The following is a 17,886-nucleotide window of genomic DNA, read 5'->3' on the forward strand; positions in this document are numbered from 1 at the left end:
ATATCATCCATTTTTCACTTTACAGCAACACCCTTCCATTTCTGAATGTCCACCACCGAACAGCTCCAACAACTCACCCGCCAATTACCACTGTGTCTGAACCAAGACCGTCACGCGCTGAAACGGCAGTTAGACCGTTTGCGTCAGGATGCCAAAAAAGGTAAGCCTATAGATAGTGCGTTAGCGAATCTTGCCAGCCGGATTGATAAATCCGTGGCGTTCAGGAATAAACGCCTTGCCAGTATTCCGCCGCTGAACTTCCCTGATTTGCCTGTCACTGGCAAAAAAGACGAGATTGCCGAATTGATTAAAAACCATCAAGTGGTAGTGATGTGCGGTGAGACCGGATCAGGCAAAACCACGCAATTGCCGAAAATTTGTTTGTCGATAGGGCGCGGCGCGGCGGGTTTTATTGGCCATACCCAACCACGCCGGATTGCGGCGCGGACGGTGGCAGACCGGATTGCCGAGGAATTAGGCGAGCCGATGGGCAAATCGGTGGGTTATAAAATCCGTTTTAACGACAAAACCCATGCTGAATCGCTGGTTAAACTGATGACCGACGGGATTTTGTTGGCGGAATCGCAAAATGACCCTTACTTAAACCAATACGACACCATCATTATTGACGAGGCGCACGAGCGCAGCCTGAACATTGATTTTTTGCTCGGTTATATGAAATGGCTGTTGCCGAAACGGCCTGATCTGAAACTTATCATCACCTCGGCGACGATTGATACCAAGCGCTTTTCAGAACACTTTGGTAATGCGCCGATTATTGAAGTGTCGGGACGAACCTATCCGGTGGATGTCCGCTATCGTCCGATCGAACCCAAAGATGGTGATGAAGAAGCGGCGAACGACGAGACTACCGATGACCTTCAAAATGCGATTCTCGATGCGGTCGATGAACTGACCCGTGATTTGCGCGGCGATATTCTGATTTTTTTAAGCGGCGAGCGGGAAATCCGCGAAACCACCGATTCCTTAAAAAAACACCATCCCACGCAATACGACATTTTGCCGCTCTACTCCAAGCTCAGCGTCAGTGAGCAAGAGCGCGTGTTCAATCCCAAAGGCGGCAAAATCCGCATCGTCTTGGCAACCAACGTTGCCGAAACGTCGCTCACCGTGCCAGGAATACGCGGCGTAATCGACACAGGCCACGCCCGCATCAGCCGTTACAGCCCCAAAAGCAAAATCCAACGCTTGCCGATTGAACGCATCTCGCAATCGAGCGCGAACCAACGAGCCGGACGTTGCGGACGGGTCGCAGAAGGTATTTGTATCCGTTTGTATTCGCGCCAAGATTACGAAGCCAGACCGGAATTCACGGAACCGGAAATTTTGCGGACAAATTTGTCGGCAGTTATTTTGCAAATGTTGGCCTTGAAATTGGGTGATATTGAGGATTTTCCTTTTATCGAGCCGCCCGATGACAAAATGATCCGTGACGGCAAAACCATGTTGCACGAGGTCAACGCCCTCGATAAAGCGGGGCAACTGACCGAAACGGGTAAACAGTTAGCAAAATTCCCGACCGATCCGAAATTGGCGCGGATGTTGGTTGCCGCGCATGAGGAAGGTTGTTTGCACGAAGTGGCGATTATCGTCGCAGCTTTGAGTGTTCAAGACCCACGTGATAAACCAGCGGAAAAAATGGGTCAGGCCGAAGCCAAACACGCGGCTTTCCGTCATCCTGAATCGGATTTCTTGACGCTGCTCAATTTGTGGAACACTTACGAGGCGCAGAAAAAGCACCTGTCCAACAGCAAATTGCGGAAATATTGCTCGGACAATTTTTTGTCTTATCTCAGGATGCGCGAGTGGTTTGATATTCACGCGCAGATTTTGCAGGTGGTGAAGGGCGATTTGAACATGAGCGTGAGCGAACCCGTTGCCCGCTTGGTGAAGAATGAGGAAAAATCCGTTAAGCCGCCTAAACCTAAAGATATTAAATCTGAAGTGCGGGATATTTTATCGAATGACCGCTACGAAAACATCCACCGCGCCTTATTAACGGGCTTGCTCTCAAACATCGGTTTCCGCCACGAAACCCACGAATACCTGGGCGCACGCGGCCTCAAATTTTTCATCTTCCCAGGCTCTGGCCTGCATAAGCTCAAACCTAAATGGATTATGGCGGCGGAGCAAGTCGAGACCAGCAAAGTCTATGCCCGTAACGTGGCACGTATCGAACCGGAATGGATAGAGGCCTGCGCGGGGCATTTGGTCAAGCACACGCATTACGACCCGCATTGGGAGAAAAAGGCCGGACGCTCGGCGGTTTACGAACGCACCATGCTCTATGGCCTCACTTTGCAAGCGGGTCGGAAAATTCCTTATGAGCGAGTTGATGCCAAATCAGCACGTATGCTCTTTATCCAATCGGCTTTGGTCAGCCACGAATACCACAGCAACGCGCCGTTTTATGTCGCCAACCAAAAGCTCTTGGAAGAAGTCGGCATGATCCAGCATAAAGGGCGGCGCGTCGATTTGGTCGAAGATGAATTGTGGCTGTATTCGTTTTATGACCAAAAACTGCCCGCCGAAGTGGTCAATGGCATCACGCTAGACCAATGGCGCAAAACCGTTGAAAAGACTAATCCGAAATTTTTGTTCCTGACCAAGGAAGATTTGACCCGCGAAAAAGACGGTTACGTTAACGAATGGGATTATCCTGACCATAAGAAAATCGGCAATCTCAGCATCGCCTTGCAATACCGTTTTGAACCCGGTCATGACGAAGATGGCGTGACGGCGGTGATTCCGGTGCATCAGCTCAACCAATTATCGCCTGTGCCGTTTGATTGGCTAGTGCCGGGGATGCTGGAAGAAAAATGTATCGCACTGATAAAAGCCTTGCCGAAAAATATCCGCAAGCATTTTGTACCCGTGCCGGAAACCGTGAAACGTTGTTTGGAAATCGAGCCGGATTTTAAAGGGACATTGCAAGGATGGCTCGGCAACCGTCTGCGCAAATTGACTGGCGAAGCGATTCCGTTGAATGCGTGGGTGCTCGATGGCCTGACCGACCATTTGAAAATGAATTTCCGCGTCATAGATGAAAACGGCAAATTGTTGGATTACGGGCGGGATTTAAAAAAATTACAGCAAAAGCACGCCACGCAAGCCGTGCAAAGTTTTGATCAAATCGCTGCTGATGAGTTGAGTTACACGGGCTGCATCCAATGGGCGTTTGATGATTTGCCGGACACGTATGCGTTTATCCAACAAGGGCAAAACTTTGTCGGTTTTCCGGCGATAGTCGATGAAGGCGATGCCGTGGGCGTGAAGATTTTCGATACCCAAGCCAAAGCCGATGCCGAACATCAGGCAGGGTTATTGCGCTTATTCCAACTGTCTTTGCGTAAAGATTGCACTTATTTGACCAAAAACAATCTGCAATCAGCCGCTGCCGAGTTAGCTTACCAACGCTTGCCTGCACACCCTATTTTAAAGCTGCCCGCCACCGCATCTTATAAAGAGGATATGCTGCAATTGATTTTGCACCATGTTTTTATCGACGGGCGCACCATCCGCACCCAAGCCGCGTTTGAAGACAGTTTGAGGCAACACAAGGGAAGCTTGTTGATGGTCGCCAACGAAGCCGGAAAACTGGCCTTGGAGGTGATGAACGCCTACACCGCCATCAAATCCCAATTGCAACGTTTAAACGCAAGTGACCCGCTGGCGCAAGATATCAACGCGCAATTGGCGATGCTGGTGTATGCGGGATTTTTGCGCAACACGCCTTACGAACAGCTCAAAGCTTTCCCGCGTTATTTAAAGGCGATCAGCTACCGCTTGGATAAGCTGGACAATAATGCCCAAAAAATTCAAGAGCTGAACCGCTATGTCTTGCGTTATTGGAAAGACGTGGAAAAAAAAGCCGCCAAAATCCAAATCCTGCCTGAGCAGGAGGTTTTCCGTTGGATGCTGGAAGAGTTCCGGGTGTCGCTGTTCGCCCAACACCTGAAAACGGCTTATCCAATTTCGGCAAAGCGGTTGGATAAGGCTTGGGATGAGCGGGCCTAAGATTGGGAAAATCATCGCTTGGTTTTGTCACGAACCATTTTGGGTCAAAAAAATGGTTTGCACACAGAAAAAATCAACTACCTAGCGTTTATTTCCGTTACGCAACAGAAACAGTAGTTAATGTATAACTTATTGATATTTTTAATAAATTAAATTGTATCCAATTTGTACAATCTAACAAAACTGTAATAAAAACCGCAATTAAGCGTCAATCCTAACAAGTAATGCACAAACTTATCCACAGGTTTTGTGCATAAGTTTTAATGCGTAGGGGGTTAAAACAGGGCCTGGTAAATTTTTAGGGGTTTGTCCCGCCGTTTGGACAATTTCAAAACCGCCTTATCGTTCCGGAGGCAATTGGTTTTGATTCAACAATAGTTGCCCACAGAAAAAATCAAGGACTTGGATTTGATACTCCGGTAAGCGTATGATTATCGGTTATAAAACCTAATTAATTGATAACTATGGTAATTGTGATATTGACCGATATTTGTACAATTTAACAAAACATTAATAAAAACCGTAGGTAACCATTTAAGCCGACACGCAATCCACAAAGTTATCCACAGGTTTTGTGTATAACTCAGAAGCCCACTATGATGGCTTTGCCGCCCTGATCCAAAGAAAAATCCTAAATCTATAGGTCTTTATGATCTGCATTCATGGTTTCCTATATTTTTACTAGACTTTTAGGTTAGAATAGTTGGCTATCGAAGCTGGACGGGTGAGATGCTAAGGGGGTCCCTTAGCCCTGATCCGAACCGAACCCTCTTGAGTTTAAGGTTCATGAGTGGTCACCCAAAAGTTTTTTATGCCCAACCTTAGAGTAAACACATGACAGACCTATCGTTATACAGAAACATCGGTATTTTCGCGCACGTTGATGCCGGTAAGACAACTACCACCGAGCGCATTTTAAAGCTCACCGGTAAAATCCATAAAATCGGTGAAGTGCACGACGGTGCGGCAACTACTGACTTCATGGTGCAAGAACAAGAACGCGGTATTACGATCCAATCGGCAGCGACCACTTGTTTTTGGAAAGACCACCGCTTCAATATCATTGATACTCCTGGTCACGTTGACTTTACCATCGAAGTTTACCGTTCGTTAAAAGTACTGGATGGCGGTATCGGTGTGTTTTGCGGTTCTGGCGGTGTGGAGCCACAATCTGAAACCAACTGGCGTTATGCTAACGATTCCAAAGTTTCCCGTGTGATTTACGTCAATAAGTTGGATAGGCTAGGTGCTGATTTTTACCGTGTTGTCAAACAGATCGAAGAAGTATTGGGTGCCGTACCGGTGGTGATGACTTTGCCTATCGGCTGTGAAGACCAATTTGCTGGTGTGGTTGACCTGTTGACCCGCAAAGCCTGGGTTTGGGACGACTCTGGAGACCCGTTGAAATATGAAATTAAAGACGTGCCTGCCGATATGGAAGCGGACGTGGAAAAATGGCGTGCACGGTTGATCGACCAAGTCGCCGACCAATACGACGACATTATGGAAAAATATTTGGAAGGCGAAGAGCCTACCTTGGAAGAAATCAAACGCTGCCTACGCAAAGGTACGATCAAAATGGATTTTTTCCCAACTTTCTGCGGCTCTTCGTTCAAAAATAAAGGCGTGCAATTGGTTTTGGATGGCGTTATTGATTATTTGCCCAATCCTACCGAAGTCAGTCCGCAACCGGAAGTGGATTTGGAAGGCAACCCCACTGGCGAATTCGCAAAGGTTGATGCCGACCGTCCAGTCCGTGCTTTGGTCTTCAAAATCATGGACGACCGTTTTGGCGCATTGAACTTCGTCCGTATCTATTCAGGCCGTCTGAAAAAAGGCGACACGTTGTTGAACACGTTTACCGGTAAAACCGAACGTGTCGGCCGTATGGTGGAAATGCACGCCGATGACCGTTCTGAGATTGAATCGGCACAAGCGGGCGATATTATCGCCTTGATTGGTTTGAAAAATGTCCAAACCGGACACACCTTGTGTGACCCTGATAAACCGGCCACTTTGGAGCCGATGGTGTTCCCGGATCCGGTTATCTCCATTGCCATTTCGCCTAAAGATAAGGCCGGTTCAGAAAAAATGGGCATCGCCCTGGGCAAAATGATCCAGGAAGACCCGTCTTTCCGCGTGGAAACTGACGAAGACAGTGGTGAGACTATCATCAAAGGCATGGGCGAGTTGCATCTTGATATTAAGGTGGACATCTTGAAACGTACCCATGGTGTTGAGGTTAACGTTGGTAAGCCACAAGTGGCCTACCGCGAAACGATCACCAAGCGCATTGAAGACGAATACACCCACAAGAAACAATCCGGCGGTTCTGGCCAATATGCGAAAATCAACTACATCATCGAGCCAGGTGAGCCAGGCAGCGGCTTTGTGTTTGAATCGACCGTCACTGGCGGTAACGTGCCAAGAGAATATTGGCCGGCCGTTGAGAAAGGCTTCAAATCCTGCGTCGACAAAGGTGTGTTGGCAGGCTTCCCTTGCTTGGACTTCAAAGTCAATCTGACCGACGGTGGCTTCCACGCAGTTGACTCGTCATCTATCGCTTTCGAAATCGCCGCCCGCGCCGCCTACCGCCAATCTCTGCCAAAAGCGGCGCCGCAGTTGTTGGAGCCTATCATGAAAGTGGATGTGTTCACGCCAGATGCACACGTCGGTGACGTGATTGGTGACCTTAACCGCCGCCGTGGCATGATCAAATCACAAGATCCAGGCATCACTGGCGTGCGTATTAAAGCGGATGTGCCGTTGAGCGATATGTTCGGTTACATCGGTGATTTACGCACCATGACTTCAGGCCGTGGCCAGTTCTCCATGGAGTTCTCGCATTACATGCCATGTCCGAAAAACGTTGCCGACGAAGTTATCAAAGAAGTCAACGAGCGCAACAAAGCTAAAAACTAATAAGGTTTTCGGCACAAGGGACGGGGGTATCACCCCCGTCCTTTTAAGTTTTAATGGCCGGGAGTGGCAACTTGGTTCCGGCTGTTTTCATGCTATATACCCTTTCTTACTGTCTTTCCGACCCTTTCCTTTGTGCGTTAAGGCGACTTGCCTTAAACATGACAGACCAAAAATGTATCCGTGGGCAAAATAGCCATTTTTACCGATGACCCAGGCTGGCATGGCAAGCAGCTACAACTGGCGTTTGCCGAGCGTGGGTATCAAAGCGATTTTACCAGCTTGACCGGATGCCGTTTGCGCATTGCTCCAGGCGAATTGCCTGTATTGATCCCAAAGTTTGAACAGGCCTTGCCGGATGCCGTTTTTGTGCGCGGTGTGCCTGGCGGTTCCTTGGAAGAGGTGGTGCTGTATTTGGACATGCTCCATGCCTTAAAAACACTGGCTATCCCTGTTTATAATGACGGGCATGCCATAGAGCGCAGTGTCGATAAGGGCATGACCAGTTTTTTACTGCACCATGCAGGCTTACCGACGCCCTTGACTTGGGTGTTGCGTGACCGGGAAGAAGCTTTGGCAATTGCCGAACGGGAATTAAATGACGGGCACTTGCTGATCAGCAAGCCACTGTTTGGTTCACAAGGCGAAGGCATACGCAGGCTTGAGAAAATGACCGATTTGTTATGGTTGACAGGAAGCCGTGGCGTTTATTATTTGCAGCGGTTTGTCGAGTGTTTTGGCGATGGCTATTGCGACCACCGCGTCTTTGTCATCAATGGCCGCGCTGTTGCCGCCATGCAGCGGCACGGAAAATTTTGGCTGAACAATGTCGCTCGCGGCGCGAGTTGTGAGCATGTCACGTTAAATGCCGGCTTGGCTGATTTGGCAACCAAGTCAGCGGCTGCCCTGGCCATGGATTATGCGGGTGTCGACATTATTGAAGACAGGGCGGGGCAGTACACCATCATTGAAGTGAACAGTATACCGGCTTGGAAAGGCCTGCAAAGCGTCTGCGATGTCAATATTGCCGCTTTGTTAGCTGATGATTTGATTGGTCGCCTTATAAAACCCAAATGGCCGTATCCCCTGAGCGTTTAGCGCAACTGTACCGCGAAGCTTGCGAGCTTGAATTGCAGGCCTTCAAGCCCGGCAACGTCAGTGTTTACGCTGATGGGCACGATATGACTGTCGCTGATTTCCGTATCAGCGCCGAAGTCAGCGCAACGCCTTTATGCCACCCTGGTTATTGTTTGGGCGAAAAAATATACTACGCTGTCAAAGCCACCCAGGAAGCGGTTGCCTGCAACACCAACCTAGGCATTATTTTGTTGGCCGCGCCTTTGCTGCAAGCCACCCTTAACGGTTCGGGCTTAACTTTGCGGGAATCCTTACGGCAAGTTTTAAGCGCCACCACCGTAACTGATGCCGATTGGGTGTTTCGGGCGATTGCCTTGGCCTCACCTGGGGGATTAGGTAAAACGCAAGAACAAGATGTGCATGCCGCCGCGACAGTTACCTTAAAAGCGGCGATGGGCTTGGCTAGTGATAAAGATCGCATTGCACTTCAATACCTTACAGATTATGAAGATATTTTTGATTTTGCTATCTTATACTACTATAATGCTATGAATATATGGAAAAGCAAAAGTTGGTCTGGAGTAGCCGTTTATACAACGTTGTTAAGCCGGTTTCCTGACAGCCATATCGAAAGAAAATACGGCAAGCAGTATTCTGGCATGATAATGCAAACAATGGGTAAACTTAGCCGTGCGTTGGCAACGCCAATGCCTGAACAGGTGATGCCGTTGCTTTATCAGGTAGACCAGGAACTGAAAGCCAAACGGATTAATCCAGGGACCACAGCAGATATGACCGTAGCAACGTTGCTGGCGGTACTTTTACAGGAAGAGTGGACATGACTCTATCCATCAAGAATTTGTTTTCAAAAACAAATAATCCGGCACGGACAGTATTAAACACGCTGTGTCACTATTAGCTAAAACCTTTCAACCTTTTTCTTCACAGGGGAAAAACAAAAATGGCAAAAATTACTAAATTGTGCGTTGGTGAATCTTTAGTTGGCGATGGCAACGAAATCGCCCACATTGACCTGATCATTGGCCCAAGAGGTTCAGCCGCTGAATCAGCATTCGCAAATGCTTTGACCAACAACAAAGACGGCTTCTCTACTTTGTTAGCTGTTGTTGCTCCTAACCTGATGGTTAAACCAGCGACTATTTTGTTCAACAAAGTCACCATCAAAGGTTCAAAACAAGCCGTACAAATGTTTGGCCCAGCACAACGCGCTGTTGCTATGGCGGTTGCTGATTGTGTAGAAGACGGCACTATCCCAGCTGACGAAGCTGATGACCTGTTTATCTCTGTTGGTGTATTCATTCACTGGTTGGCTGAAGACGACGCTAAAATTGAATCATTCAACTATGCGGCAACTAAAGAAGCCCTGAAACGCGCTGTATCCGGTTCACCAACTGCTGCTGAAGTTGTGGCTGCTAAAAAAGACGCAAAACATCCATTCGCAGTAAACAACGAAGCATAAGCTTTAAGTTGACGGATGTTAAAAATACCTCAGCTCGCTGGGGTATTTTTTTGCCTTAAGCTTTCCAAATCCCCGCGTCCAATCACTCCCGAATGCAACGCGCTAGCCACCAAGGCCTGCTTGATGCCCAAATCATTTAAAGCCTGTAAATCTGCAACATTCCTGACCCCGCCCGCCGCGATAAAATTGTAATCAGGGAAATCCCGGCAATACTGCGCCAAACGCCCCCAATCCGGCCCTTTGCCGCTACCTACCCGAGCCAACGTCATGATGATAATATCCCCAGGCCAATAACCGGCTCCAGAAAACAAGCTGGCCGCCCCCAAGGCCTCGCTATTCGCCGAATAATCCAGTGATAGGACAAAGTGTTTACCAAACGCCAGCAACTCGGTTATAGATGCGTCGCTATAAGACTCGCTACCCAACACAGGCAGGTAATTCGCGTGATCCGGCAACGTAGTGGCTTGCTGATAACCCTTGTCCACCCAAAACCGAATGTCAGGGAAAGCCGCCAGCACCTTGGCAATTAATTTGGCATGGTCGCCTTGCTGGCTGATGGCGTTCAAATCCGCAATGTAAAAAGTATCAAAGTCATCCAAAGCCAAAAAAGCTTCGATCACCTCAAAAATATCCGCTGACTGGCATAAACTGGAACGGATAGGCCGATAATGTTCACGGTCACCTTGCTTGGCGTGGACGACTTGGTTATTTTTTAGGTCTAGGACGGGGATAGTTTTCATCAAAATGGGTAATGGCCTGTTCACGGATATGATGGGTTCACGCTAAAAATGCGGGCATACCCGGATAAAGTTTATGTTTAAGGTGTGATGGCCCGCTTCGCATCACCAAGCGTTTCAACTAAATGGTATGTTTGTTAGGTGCAAAGCTTAAAAGTATATCGTTTTTGAATCAAACGGGAGCGATACAAAACAAATTGATACAACGTTAGGGCTAACGTAACTTCTGGTTGTGAAAGTGCTTGCGGGGTATACTTTATACCATCGGTCTGTTGTATTTTAGGTTGTTGGCTATCATTTTGGGGCGCTAGCCACTTTATTATTTCGTGGCATGGTTAAGACCCTTGCTTTTTATGCGGTTAAATTGACCGATAGTTTTTTGAAGCTCAATATTGTCCGGGCTTGAAATTAGACAGGGCTGATGGTTATTAAGTTATATGGCATTTAAAATGCAATGCCATTTTGTATTTGCCACAAGGTATCCAGCGCTTACCACCTTTACCAGAGGCCGCTTAACGGCCCGTTACGCAGCGAATTGAAGAGCCCGGCAGCAGTGATTATGAACGATATGTGGCATAAAAATCATCCGGAACGGAGGAAGGGCTCCATGGTTGTGGTGGCCTTGTTTCTTTTCTTGCTAAGTTTTTCTTTAGCCGCCGAAGAAATGATCTTGAAACATGCCACCTTCATGCCGCTGTGGAGCCCGCAGGCCCAGTTTGCCGGGTATTATGTGGCTCTCGACAAGGGAATCTATGCCCGTTACGGCATCGCCTTGAAAATTCTTGAGTCGGGGCCCGGAAATTTTCCTGACCAAGCCCTAAAGGAAGGTAAGGCGGACTTCGCAATCCTGTGGCTTACCACCGCCATTAAGTGCCGTGCTGCCGGTATGAAACTGGTCAATTTGGCGCAGATCATCCAGAAATCATCCCTGATGCTGGTTTCAAAAAAATCCGCCGGTATCAGGACTGTCGCCGACATGGATGGCAAGAAAGTGGGGCTTTGGGTCGGCGACTTGTCAATACCTCCGCTGGTCCTGTTTGCCAAACACCACATCAAAGTCCAAGCAGTCCCGCAGTCCCACACCGTTAACTTGTTTTTGCGTGGCGGCATTGACGTGGCTTCCGCTATGTGGTTCAACGAATACCATACGATTTACAGTTCGGGGGTCGATTTTGATGAATTGAATGTCGTTTCCTTCAGTGGGGAGGGAATGAATTTTCCGGAAGACGGGATCTACACTATGGAACAAGGTCTCCACAAAGACCCGGCCCTGGCGGAAGCCTTTGTTGCGGCGTCGCTGGAGGGATGGCGTTACGCTTTTGCCCATCCCGACGAGGCCTTGGACATTGTGATCAAATATATGCGCGAAGCCAAGGTGCCTGCCAACCGCGTCCACCAGAAATGGATGTTGGATAGGATGCGGGACCTGCTGGTGACAGGCACACGCCAAGAACCGCCCGGGCATCTCGATGAGCAGGATTACGGGTATGTGGGGCGTGTAATGCAAGAAGCCGGCCTGATCCGTAATTATCCCGATTACAATGACTTTGCCTGGAGAGCGGATGCCGAGAAAAAATAGTATCGTCACCAAGCTCATCCTGGTGATCACGCTCAGCAGTGTGCTGATTTTTGCCGTGACGCTCGGTTATAACTATTACCAGTCGCGCATGATCCTGGAACGTGAGTTGGAGAACAATGCGCATAATCTGGTCTCGTCGTTGGTCTATCGGGTGGAGACGGAACTGATGTCAGTTGCCAAGGTTGCGGAAGGGGTGGCTAGGTCATTGGAAACCAGCAAACATTCGGAGCAGGAATTGTTGGCCCTGCTCAGGACGACCGTCGAAAAAAACCCCGAAATGTACGGTTCGGGCATCGCTTTTGAACCCTATGCTTTTAGCGCCGAGTCCCGGCTGTATGCGCCTTATTATTACCGTGAAAAAGGCAGGATCGCTTTCAGCCGCCTGGATAAATCTTATCGCTACGTCCCGTATTTGTATTGGGATTGGTACCAGATTCCGCGGGAGCTGGGCAAGCCCGAATGGAGCGAACCCTATTTCGATGAGGGCGCGGGCAATATTTTGATGGCGACCTGTTCAGTCCCTTTCTATGGGGGGACGGGCGCCACGAAGCGGCTCCGGGGGATTGTGACGGCGGATATTTCCCTGGATGCGCTGACGGAACTCATTTCCTCCGTCAGGATACTCAGAAGTGGCTACGCCGCGCTGCTCTCCCGCAACGGGATGATACTTGCGCACCCCTTGAAGGGCGCCATCATGAATGAGACGTTCTTTAGCATCGGGGAGTCACGTAATGACCCTTCATTACGGGAACTGGGCAAAAAAATGGTCAGGGGTGAATCCGGCTTCATACTCTACAATAGCCTGATGGGGGTCAGGAGTTGGCTGTATTACGCGCCTGTCCGGTCGACTGGCTGGACGCTGGCGGTGGTGTTCCCGGAGGAAGAGCTGCTTGAAAATGTCAAACAGTTAAGTATGACCATGGCCGCCATGGGTTTCTTCGGGCTGATGTTGCTGGTTTCGGCGGTTGTCCATATTGCCAGGACCATCATCAAGCCCTTGGAATTGTTGGCTGATGCAACTGATGAAATCGCTGCCGGGAATTTTGATGTGGTGATGCCAAGTGTGGCCTCGGATGATGAGGTGGGTGTCCTGGCCCACGATTTTCAAGTGATGGCCGCGTCACTCAAGGATTACATCAAAAATTTGACCGAAACCACCGCCGCAAAGGAACGTATCCAAAGCGAACTCAAGGTCGCCACCCATATCCAGGAAAGCCTGTTGCCCCGCTTGTTCCCGCCGTTTCCTAACCACCCCGAATTTGAGATATACGCGTCGATGGTGCCTGCCAAAGAGGTGGGCGGTGACTTCTACGATTTCTTTTTTATAGATGACTACAACCTGTTGTTCCTGATTGGGGACGTCTCCGACAAGGGGGTGCCTGCGGCATTGTATATGATGGTGACAAAAACCCTTTTGAAGTCGGAAGGGCAACGGTTGGGCGAACCGGATAAGATACTGTCTTCCGTCAACAAAATCCTCGCGGCCGACAATGACAGTTGCATGTTCACGACAGTGTTCTGCGCCATACTCGATGTCAGGACAGGCGAGGTGCGTTTTGCCAATGCCGGGCATAATCCCCCGCTGATCATCGAGTCAGGGGATGTGCGTTACCTGGCCGTGAAACCTGGGTTAATGCTTGGCCCTATGGCGGGAACGGTTTATGGGACTGAGCGTATCAGCTTAAAGCCCGGGGATATGCTGTTCCTTTATACGGATGGCGTCACTGAAGCAATAAACCAGCAAGAGGAACTGTATGGTGAGCGGCAGTTGCTGAAGGCGTTGCTGCTCGCCCCTAAAGGGGATGTTTCAGGCATGGTCCACTATATCAGCGCCGAGGTGTCACGACATGCCGCTGGAGCCCCCCAATCAGACGACATCACCATGTTGGCGATAAAAATGACGGACAATACGATGGGCATCGAAAGTGCCAGAAGCGGCGCATGAAAATAGCGGCGGCATTTATGCTGGTCTTGCTGGCGGTGATGGCTGGCCTTGGCAGTTGCAGTAAAACGGAAACCGTCATCGCCAATTTTGATGACGCGCAAACGGCAAAAATTGGCGTGATGACCGGCTCCACAGGCGAGGCCATCGCCCAGGCAAAATTCCCTAAGGCGCAGGTCAAAAGCTTTGACGACATTATGGACGCGGTTGCGGCCATCAAATCCGGTCAAATCGACGCGATCGTGACCGCGTTCCCGGCCGCGCTACAGGTCACCAAAAAGAACCAGGAATTGGGGCTGTTGCCTGAACCGCTGGCTAATGAAGACACGGCCATTGCGGTCATGAAGGGGAATGCCGGGCTGCTGGCTTCCTTGAACCGGATTATCACAGGGCTAAAGCAGGACGGCACGCTGGAGTCCATGCAGAAGCGCTGGTTCAAGCCGGATTTGACGCCTTATGAGGAATTGCAAATAACCCTGCCGACCCAGGGGACGCCGCTAAAAATAGGGGTCAGCGCGACACGGGAACCCTTTAGTTTTGTTGACAAGACTGGCCGCGTGACTGGCCATGACGGCGAATTGGCCAGGCTTATCGGCGCCAAGCTTAACAGGCCCGTCGTGTTTTTGAATATGAAGTTCATGGCCTTGATCCCCGCGTTGCAATCGGGGAAGGTGGATATGATCGTCACCGGCATGACCGCAACGGAGGGGCGCAAAAAATTTGTCGATTTCACCGGGCCTTATTATGCCAATGCCCAAGTCATGCTGGTCAGGAAAGCCGCTGCCAGTGCGCCCGTTGCGGCAACGGCGGCGGATGCCAAGGCCATTACGGATTTGCAAGCCCTAGACGGCAAGCGGATCGCCGTGCTCTCCGGTTCCGCCGGCGACTTGGCGGCCCGCAAGCACTTTCCCAACGCCCGTTTCCAAGCGCTGGCCGCGTCGGCGGATGCGGCGCTGGCGGTCAAAACCAATAAGGCCGACGCGTTTGTCTATGACAAAAGCGTGCTGCTCAATGTGGCCGAGAAAAACCCGGAATTGGCGATTGTCGCCCAGCCGGTTGACCAGTTGGAAGTGGCGGCGGCCATCAACAAAGACAACCCAGCCCTGCTGGCCAGGATCAACGCCGTCTTGGTCAGTTTGAAAAAGGAAGGGGAACTCGACCGCTTACGGTCTAAATGGGTGGATTCCAAATATTCGGTCACGCCGCCGTTGCCAACAATCGCCAAGCCCGGAAGCCAGGGCGTGTTGAGGATGGGCACCAGCGCGACCATTGAGCCTTTTTCCTTCCAGGCTGACGGCAAGCTGACCGGTTTGGACATAGAGCTGGGCCAATTGCTAGGCCAGCGCCTGGGCAAAAAAATCGAGGTTATTGACATGAATTTTGAGGCGTTGATCCCGGCCTTGCAGTCCGGCAAAATTGATTTTGCGCTGTCCAATTTTAATGTCACGGAGGAGCGCAAAAAACTGGTGCTTTTTTCTTTGCCTTATATCCAAAACGACATATCTGCGTTGGTGCGCAAATCCGTCCCCTCCCAAGCCGTTGCCGTGCAAACGGGAAAGCTGGCTTCGGTGGCCGACCTGGCCGACAAACGCATCGGCGTGCTGTTGGGTTCCGCGCACGACACTTATGCGACCCGACACTACCCCAAGGCGACCATACTACAATACAAAGCGCCTGCCGACGTCGCGCTGGCAGTAAAAACCGGCAAAGTTGATTCCGCCTTGTTCGATGCCGAACCCTTGCGCGAAATTATGCGTCAGGACGACTCGTTCGCGCTGGTGGGCGGGCCGTTGTTTTCCTTTGGCGTTGGTGCCGGGTTCAACAAAAGTAACGGTGCGTTGAAACAGCAATTCGACCGCTTTTTGGCGCAGCTCAAAACCGATGGCGTTTACGGCGATATGGTCAAACGCTGGATGGAAACGGGTGACACACGGATGCCCGCCATTAAGAATCCCCAAACTAACGGCAGCCTGGGCATCGGTGTCAGCGATGCCGGGATGCCGTTCACGATGGTTAAGGACAATCAACTGGTCGGCTTTGACATAGAACTGGCCGCCCGCTTTGCCGCGCAGCTTGGTAAAGAGGCCAAATTTGCCAACATGGAATTCGGCAGCCTGATTGCGGCGGTGGCGACAGGCAAGGTGGACATCATTATCAGCTCCATTTACATCACCGAGGAACGGCAAAAACAGATCGATTTTTCCGTCCCTTATTACGAAATGGGCACACGGGTGTTCGCGCTGAAACAAAACGTCGCCGGTTACACCGCCCCGGTGGTGGCCCAAGCCGCACCGGTTTCTTTCCTGACGGGGATCGCCAACAGTTTTGACAGCAACATCATCCAGGAAGACCGTTATTTGCTGATCTGGGACGGCCTGAAAACCACGGTGACCATTTCGGTGTTTTCCGCCTTGTTCGGAACCCTGCTGGGCGGCCTCGTCTGTTTCATGCGCATGTCGAAAAAAATCGCCCTGAACCTACCGGCACGGCTGTATATCGGCATCCTGCGCGGCATGCCGGTCCTGGTGCTATTGATGCTGATTTTTTATGTGGTGTTCGCCTCCGTGGACATCAGCCCGGTGCTGGTGGCGATTATCGCCTTCGGCATGAATTTCGCCGCTTATGTGTCCGAGATTTTCAGGACGGGCATCCAGGGTGTCGATAGGGGGCAATCCGAGGCGGGTATCGCGATGGGCTTCACCAGAATCCAGACTTTCCTGTTCATCGTGCTGCCGCAGACCGTGCAACGTATTTTGCCGGTTTATAAGGGCGAATTCATTTCCCTGGTCAAGATGACCTCGATAGTCGGTTACATCGCCGTGCAGGATTTGACCAAGGCCAGCGACATTATCCGCAGCCGTACTTTCGACGCGTTTTTTCCGCTGGTCATGGTTGCGGTCCTGTACTTTTTAATATCGTGGGCGCTGATGCAATTCCTGGAATACTTGGAGCGGGCCACCGACCCGAAACACAAACGGCGCAAGGTAGGGAAGGTATGATCAAAGTAGGGCACCTTTCCAAATCATTTGCTGGCACCACGGTCTTGGCAGACATCAGCACGGAAATAAAAAAAGGCGAGGTCATCGCCATCATCGGCCCGTCCGGCACGGGCAAAAGCACCTTCCTACGTTGCCTTAACTTGCTGGAACAGCCCAGCGGCGGCACCATCGAGATCGACGGCATGGACATCCTCGACAAAAAGGCGGACATCGCCAAAATACGCCAGAAGATGAACATGGTGTTCCAATCGTTCAACTTGTTTTCGCATCTGTCCGTGCTCGATAACCTGACCCTGGCGCCCATCAGGCTGAAAGGCATGTCCACGCAAGACGCGCAAGCTAAAGCGTTGGAATTGCTCAGGCTGGTCGGGCTGGCGGAGAAAGCCGACAGTTATCCCGACGAGCTGTCCGGCGGCCAAAAACAGCGGGTGGCCATCGCCCGTTGCCTGGCCATGGAGCCTGAGATCATCCTCTTCGACGAGCCGACCTCCGCGCTAGACCCGACCATGATCAGCGAAGTGTTGTCGGTGATCCGCCGTTTGGCCAAAGACGGCATGACCATGGCGATCGTCACGCACGAGATGGATTTTGCCAAAGACGTGTCCAACCGGGTGCTGTATATGGATGAGGGCCTGATCTATGAAGAAGGTAGCCCGGCGCAGATATTTGACAATCCGCAAAAGGAAAAGACCAAAGCCTTCATCAACCGGATCCGCAGTTACCATTGCCGGATTGGTTCGCCCGACTATGATTTGTATGCGATGAACGCGGAGATAGAAGCGTTTTGCGAAAAGCAGGTTTTACCCAAGAAAACCCGTGACAACCTCTTGTTGCTGGTTGAAGAATTGCTGCAAATCTATACCCCCTATCTGCCAGCCATGGCTTTTGAGATGACCATAGCCTATTCGGAAAAAAGCGGGCATCTGACCTTAATGTGCGAAAGCGCGGGCGGGCCTTTTAACCCGCTGGACAGTGGCGGCCTGCCTGATGATTTTGGCTTGATGATCATCAAAAAATTAACGGAAAGCATAACCTACCAGTTTGTGGACGGCAAAAACCGGCTGGAGCTTTTGATGCAGAAAGGACCTAAAAATAGCCCTCATTTGGAATGACAT

10 protein-coding genes are annotated in these 17,886 nt (G+C 50.5%); 9 read left to right on the forward strand and 1 reads right to left on the reverse strand.

What is annotated here, in order from left to right; all coding sequences use genetic code 11:
• Window positions 1–45 precede the first annotated feature (45 nt).
• The 5 genes from hrpA to fae all read left to right on the forward strand — a co-directional run bounded on the left by hrpA (window position 46) and on the right by fae (window position 9,514).
• Window positions 46–4,038, forward strand: coding sequence for an ATP-dependent RNA helicase HrpA (hrpA, locus tag METMI_RS0115565; protein ID WP_019867222.1), 3,993 nt, complete (start codon window positions 46–48; stop codon window positions 4,036–4,038).
• 834 nt (window positions 4,039–4,872) lie between these two features.
• Complete coding sequence (gene fusA, locus METMI_RS0115570; RefSeq protein ID WP_019867223.1) at window positions 4,873–6,960, forward strand: elongation factor G; 2,088 nt, start codon at window positions 4,873–4,875, stop codon at window positions 6,958–6,960.
• A 180-nt stretch (window positions 6,961–7,140) separates the two neighbouring features.
• Window positions 7,141–8,055: an ATP-grasp domain-containing protein gene (locus METMI_RS0115575; protein WP_019867224.1), complete on the forward strand. Its 915-nt coding sequence runs from the start codon at window positions 7,141–7,143 to the stop codon at window positions 8,053–8,055.
• Complete coding sequence (locus METMI_RS0115580) at window positions 8,031–8,876, forward strand: triphosphoribosyl-dephospho-CoA synthase (protein WP_019867225.1); 846 nt, start codon at window positions 8,031–8,033, stop codon at window positions 8,874–8,876. Before METMI_RS0115575 ends, METMI_RS0115580 begins: the two co-directional genes overlap by 25 nt.
• A gap of 119 nt (window positions 8,877–8,995) precedes the next feature.
• The gene (gene fae / locus METMI_RS0115585; protein ID WP_019867226.1) at window positions 8,996–9,514 is read left to right on the forward strand and encodes a formaldehyde-activating enzyme; all 519 of its coding nucleotides are present in this window, start codon (window positions 8,996–8,998) and stop codon (window positions 9,512–9,514) included.
• A gap of 29 nt (window positions 9,515–9,543) precedes the next feature.
• On the opposite strand, the gene METMI_RS0115590 is transcribed toward fae, so the two are convergent.
• Complete coding sequence (locus METMI_RS0115590; protein ID WP_019867227.1) at window positions 9,544–10,254, reverse strand: HisA/HisF-related TIM barrel protein; 711 nt, start codon at window positions 10,252–10,254, stop codon at window positions 9,544–9,546.
• A 556-nt stretch (window positions 10,255–10,810) separates the two neighbouring features.
• Between METMI_RS0115590 and METMI_RS24310 the strand changes: the two genes are divergently transcribed.
• The 4 genes from METMI_RS24310 to METMI_RS28175 are packed head-to-tail and all read left to right on the forward strand — an operon-like array spanning window position 10,811 to window position 17,883.
• Window positions 10,811–11,830 carry an ABC transporter substrate-binding protein gene (locus tag METMI_RS24310; protein WP_156829873.1) on the forward strand — a complete coding sequence of 340 codons (1,020 nt, stop codon included), beginning with the start codon at window positions 10,811–10,813 and terminating at the stop codon, window positions 11,828–11,830.
• Window positions 11,814–13,775, forward strand: a complete 1,962-nt coding sequence (locus tag METMI_RS0115600) for a SpoIIE family protein phosphatase (RefSeq protein WP_019867229.1) — start codon at window positions 11,814–11,816, stop codon at window positions 13,773–13,775. Before METMI_RS24310 ends, METMI_RS0115600 begins: the two co-directional genes overlap by 17 nt.
• Window positions 13,772–16,771 carry an ABC transporter substrate-binding protein/permease gene (locus METMI_RS0115605; protein ID WP_019867230.1) on the forward strand — a complete coding sequence of 1,000 codons (3,000 nt, stop codon included), beginning with the start codon at window positions 13,772–13,774 and terminating at the stop codon, window positions 16,769–16,771. Before METMI_RS0115600 ends, METMI_RS0115605 begins: the two co-directional genes overlap by 4 nt.
• Complete coding sequence (locus METMI_RS28175; protein ID WP_019867231.1) at window positions 16,768–17,883, forward strand: amino acid ABC transporter ATP-binding protein; 1,116 nt, start codon at window positions 16,768–16,770, stop codon at window positions 17,881–17,883. The genes METMI_RS0115605 and METMI_RS28175 overlap by 4 nt, the downstream gene beginning before the upstream one ends.
• The last annotated feature ends 3 nt before the right edge of the window (window positions 17,884–17,886 follow it).

This window comes from Methylovulum miyakonense HT12, from assembly GCF_000384075.1.
GTDB lineage: Bacteria > Pseudomonadota > Gammaproteobacteria > Methylococcales > Methylomonadaceae > Methylovulum > Methylovulum miyakonense.

Coding starts and splice junctions, on each gene's coding strand:
- hrpA (WP_019867222.1), top strand. CDS start 46: ATGTCCACCACCGAACAGCTCCAACAACTCACCCGCCAATTACCACTG.
- fusA (WP_019867223.1), top strand. CDS start 4,873: ATGACAGACCTATCGTTATACAGAAACATCGGTATTTTCGCGCACGTT.
- METMI_RS0115580 (WP_019867225.1), top strand. CDS start 8,031: ATGGCCGTATCCCCTGAGCGTTTAGCGCAACTGTACCGCGAAGCTTGC.
- fae (WP_019867226.1), top strand. CDS start 8,996: ATGGCAAAAATTACTAAATTGTGCGTTGGTGAATCTTTAGTTGGCGAT.
- METMI_RS0115590 (WP_019867227.1), bottom strand. CDS start 10,254: ATGAAAACTATCCCCGTCCTAGACCTAAAAAATAACCAAGTCGTCCAC.
- METMI_RS24310 (WP_156829873.1), top strand. CDS start 10,811: ATGAACGATATGTGGCATAAAAATCATCCGGAACGGAGGAAGGGCTCC.
- METMI_RS0115600 (WP_019867229.1), top strand. CDS start 11,814: ATGCCGAGAAAAAATAGTATCGTCACCAAGCTCATCCTGGTGATCACG.
- METMI_RS0115605 (WP_019867230.1), top strand. CDS start 13,772: ATGAAAATAGCGGCGGCATTTATGCTGGTCTTGCTGGCGGTGATGGCT.
- METMI_RS28175 (WP_019867231.1), top strand. CDS start 16,768: ATGATCAAAGTAGGGCACCTTTCCAAATCATTTGCTGGCACCACGGTC.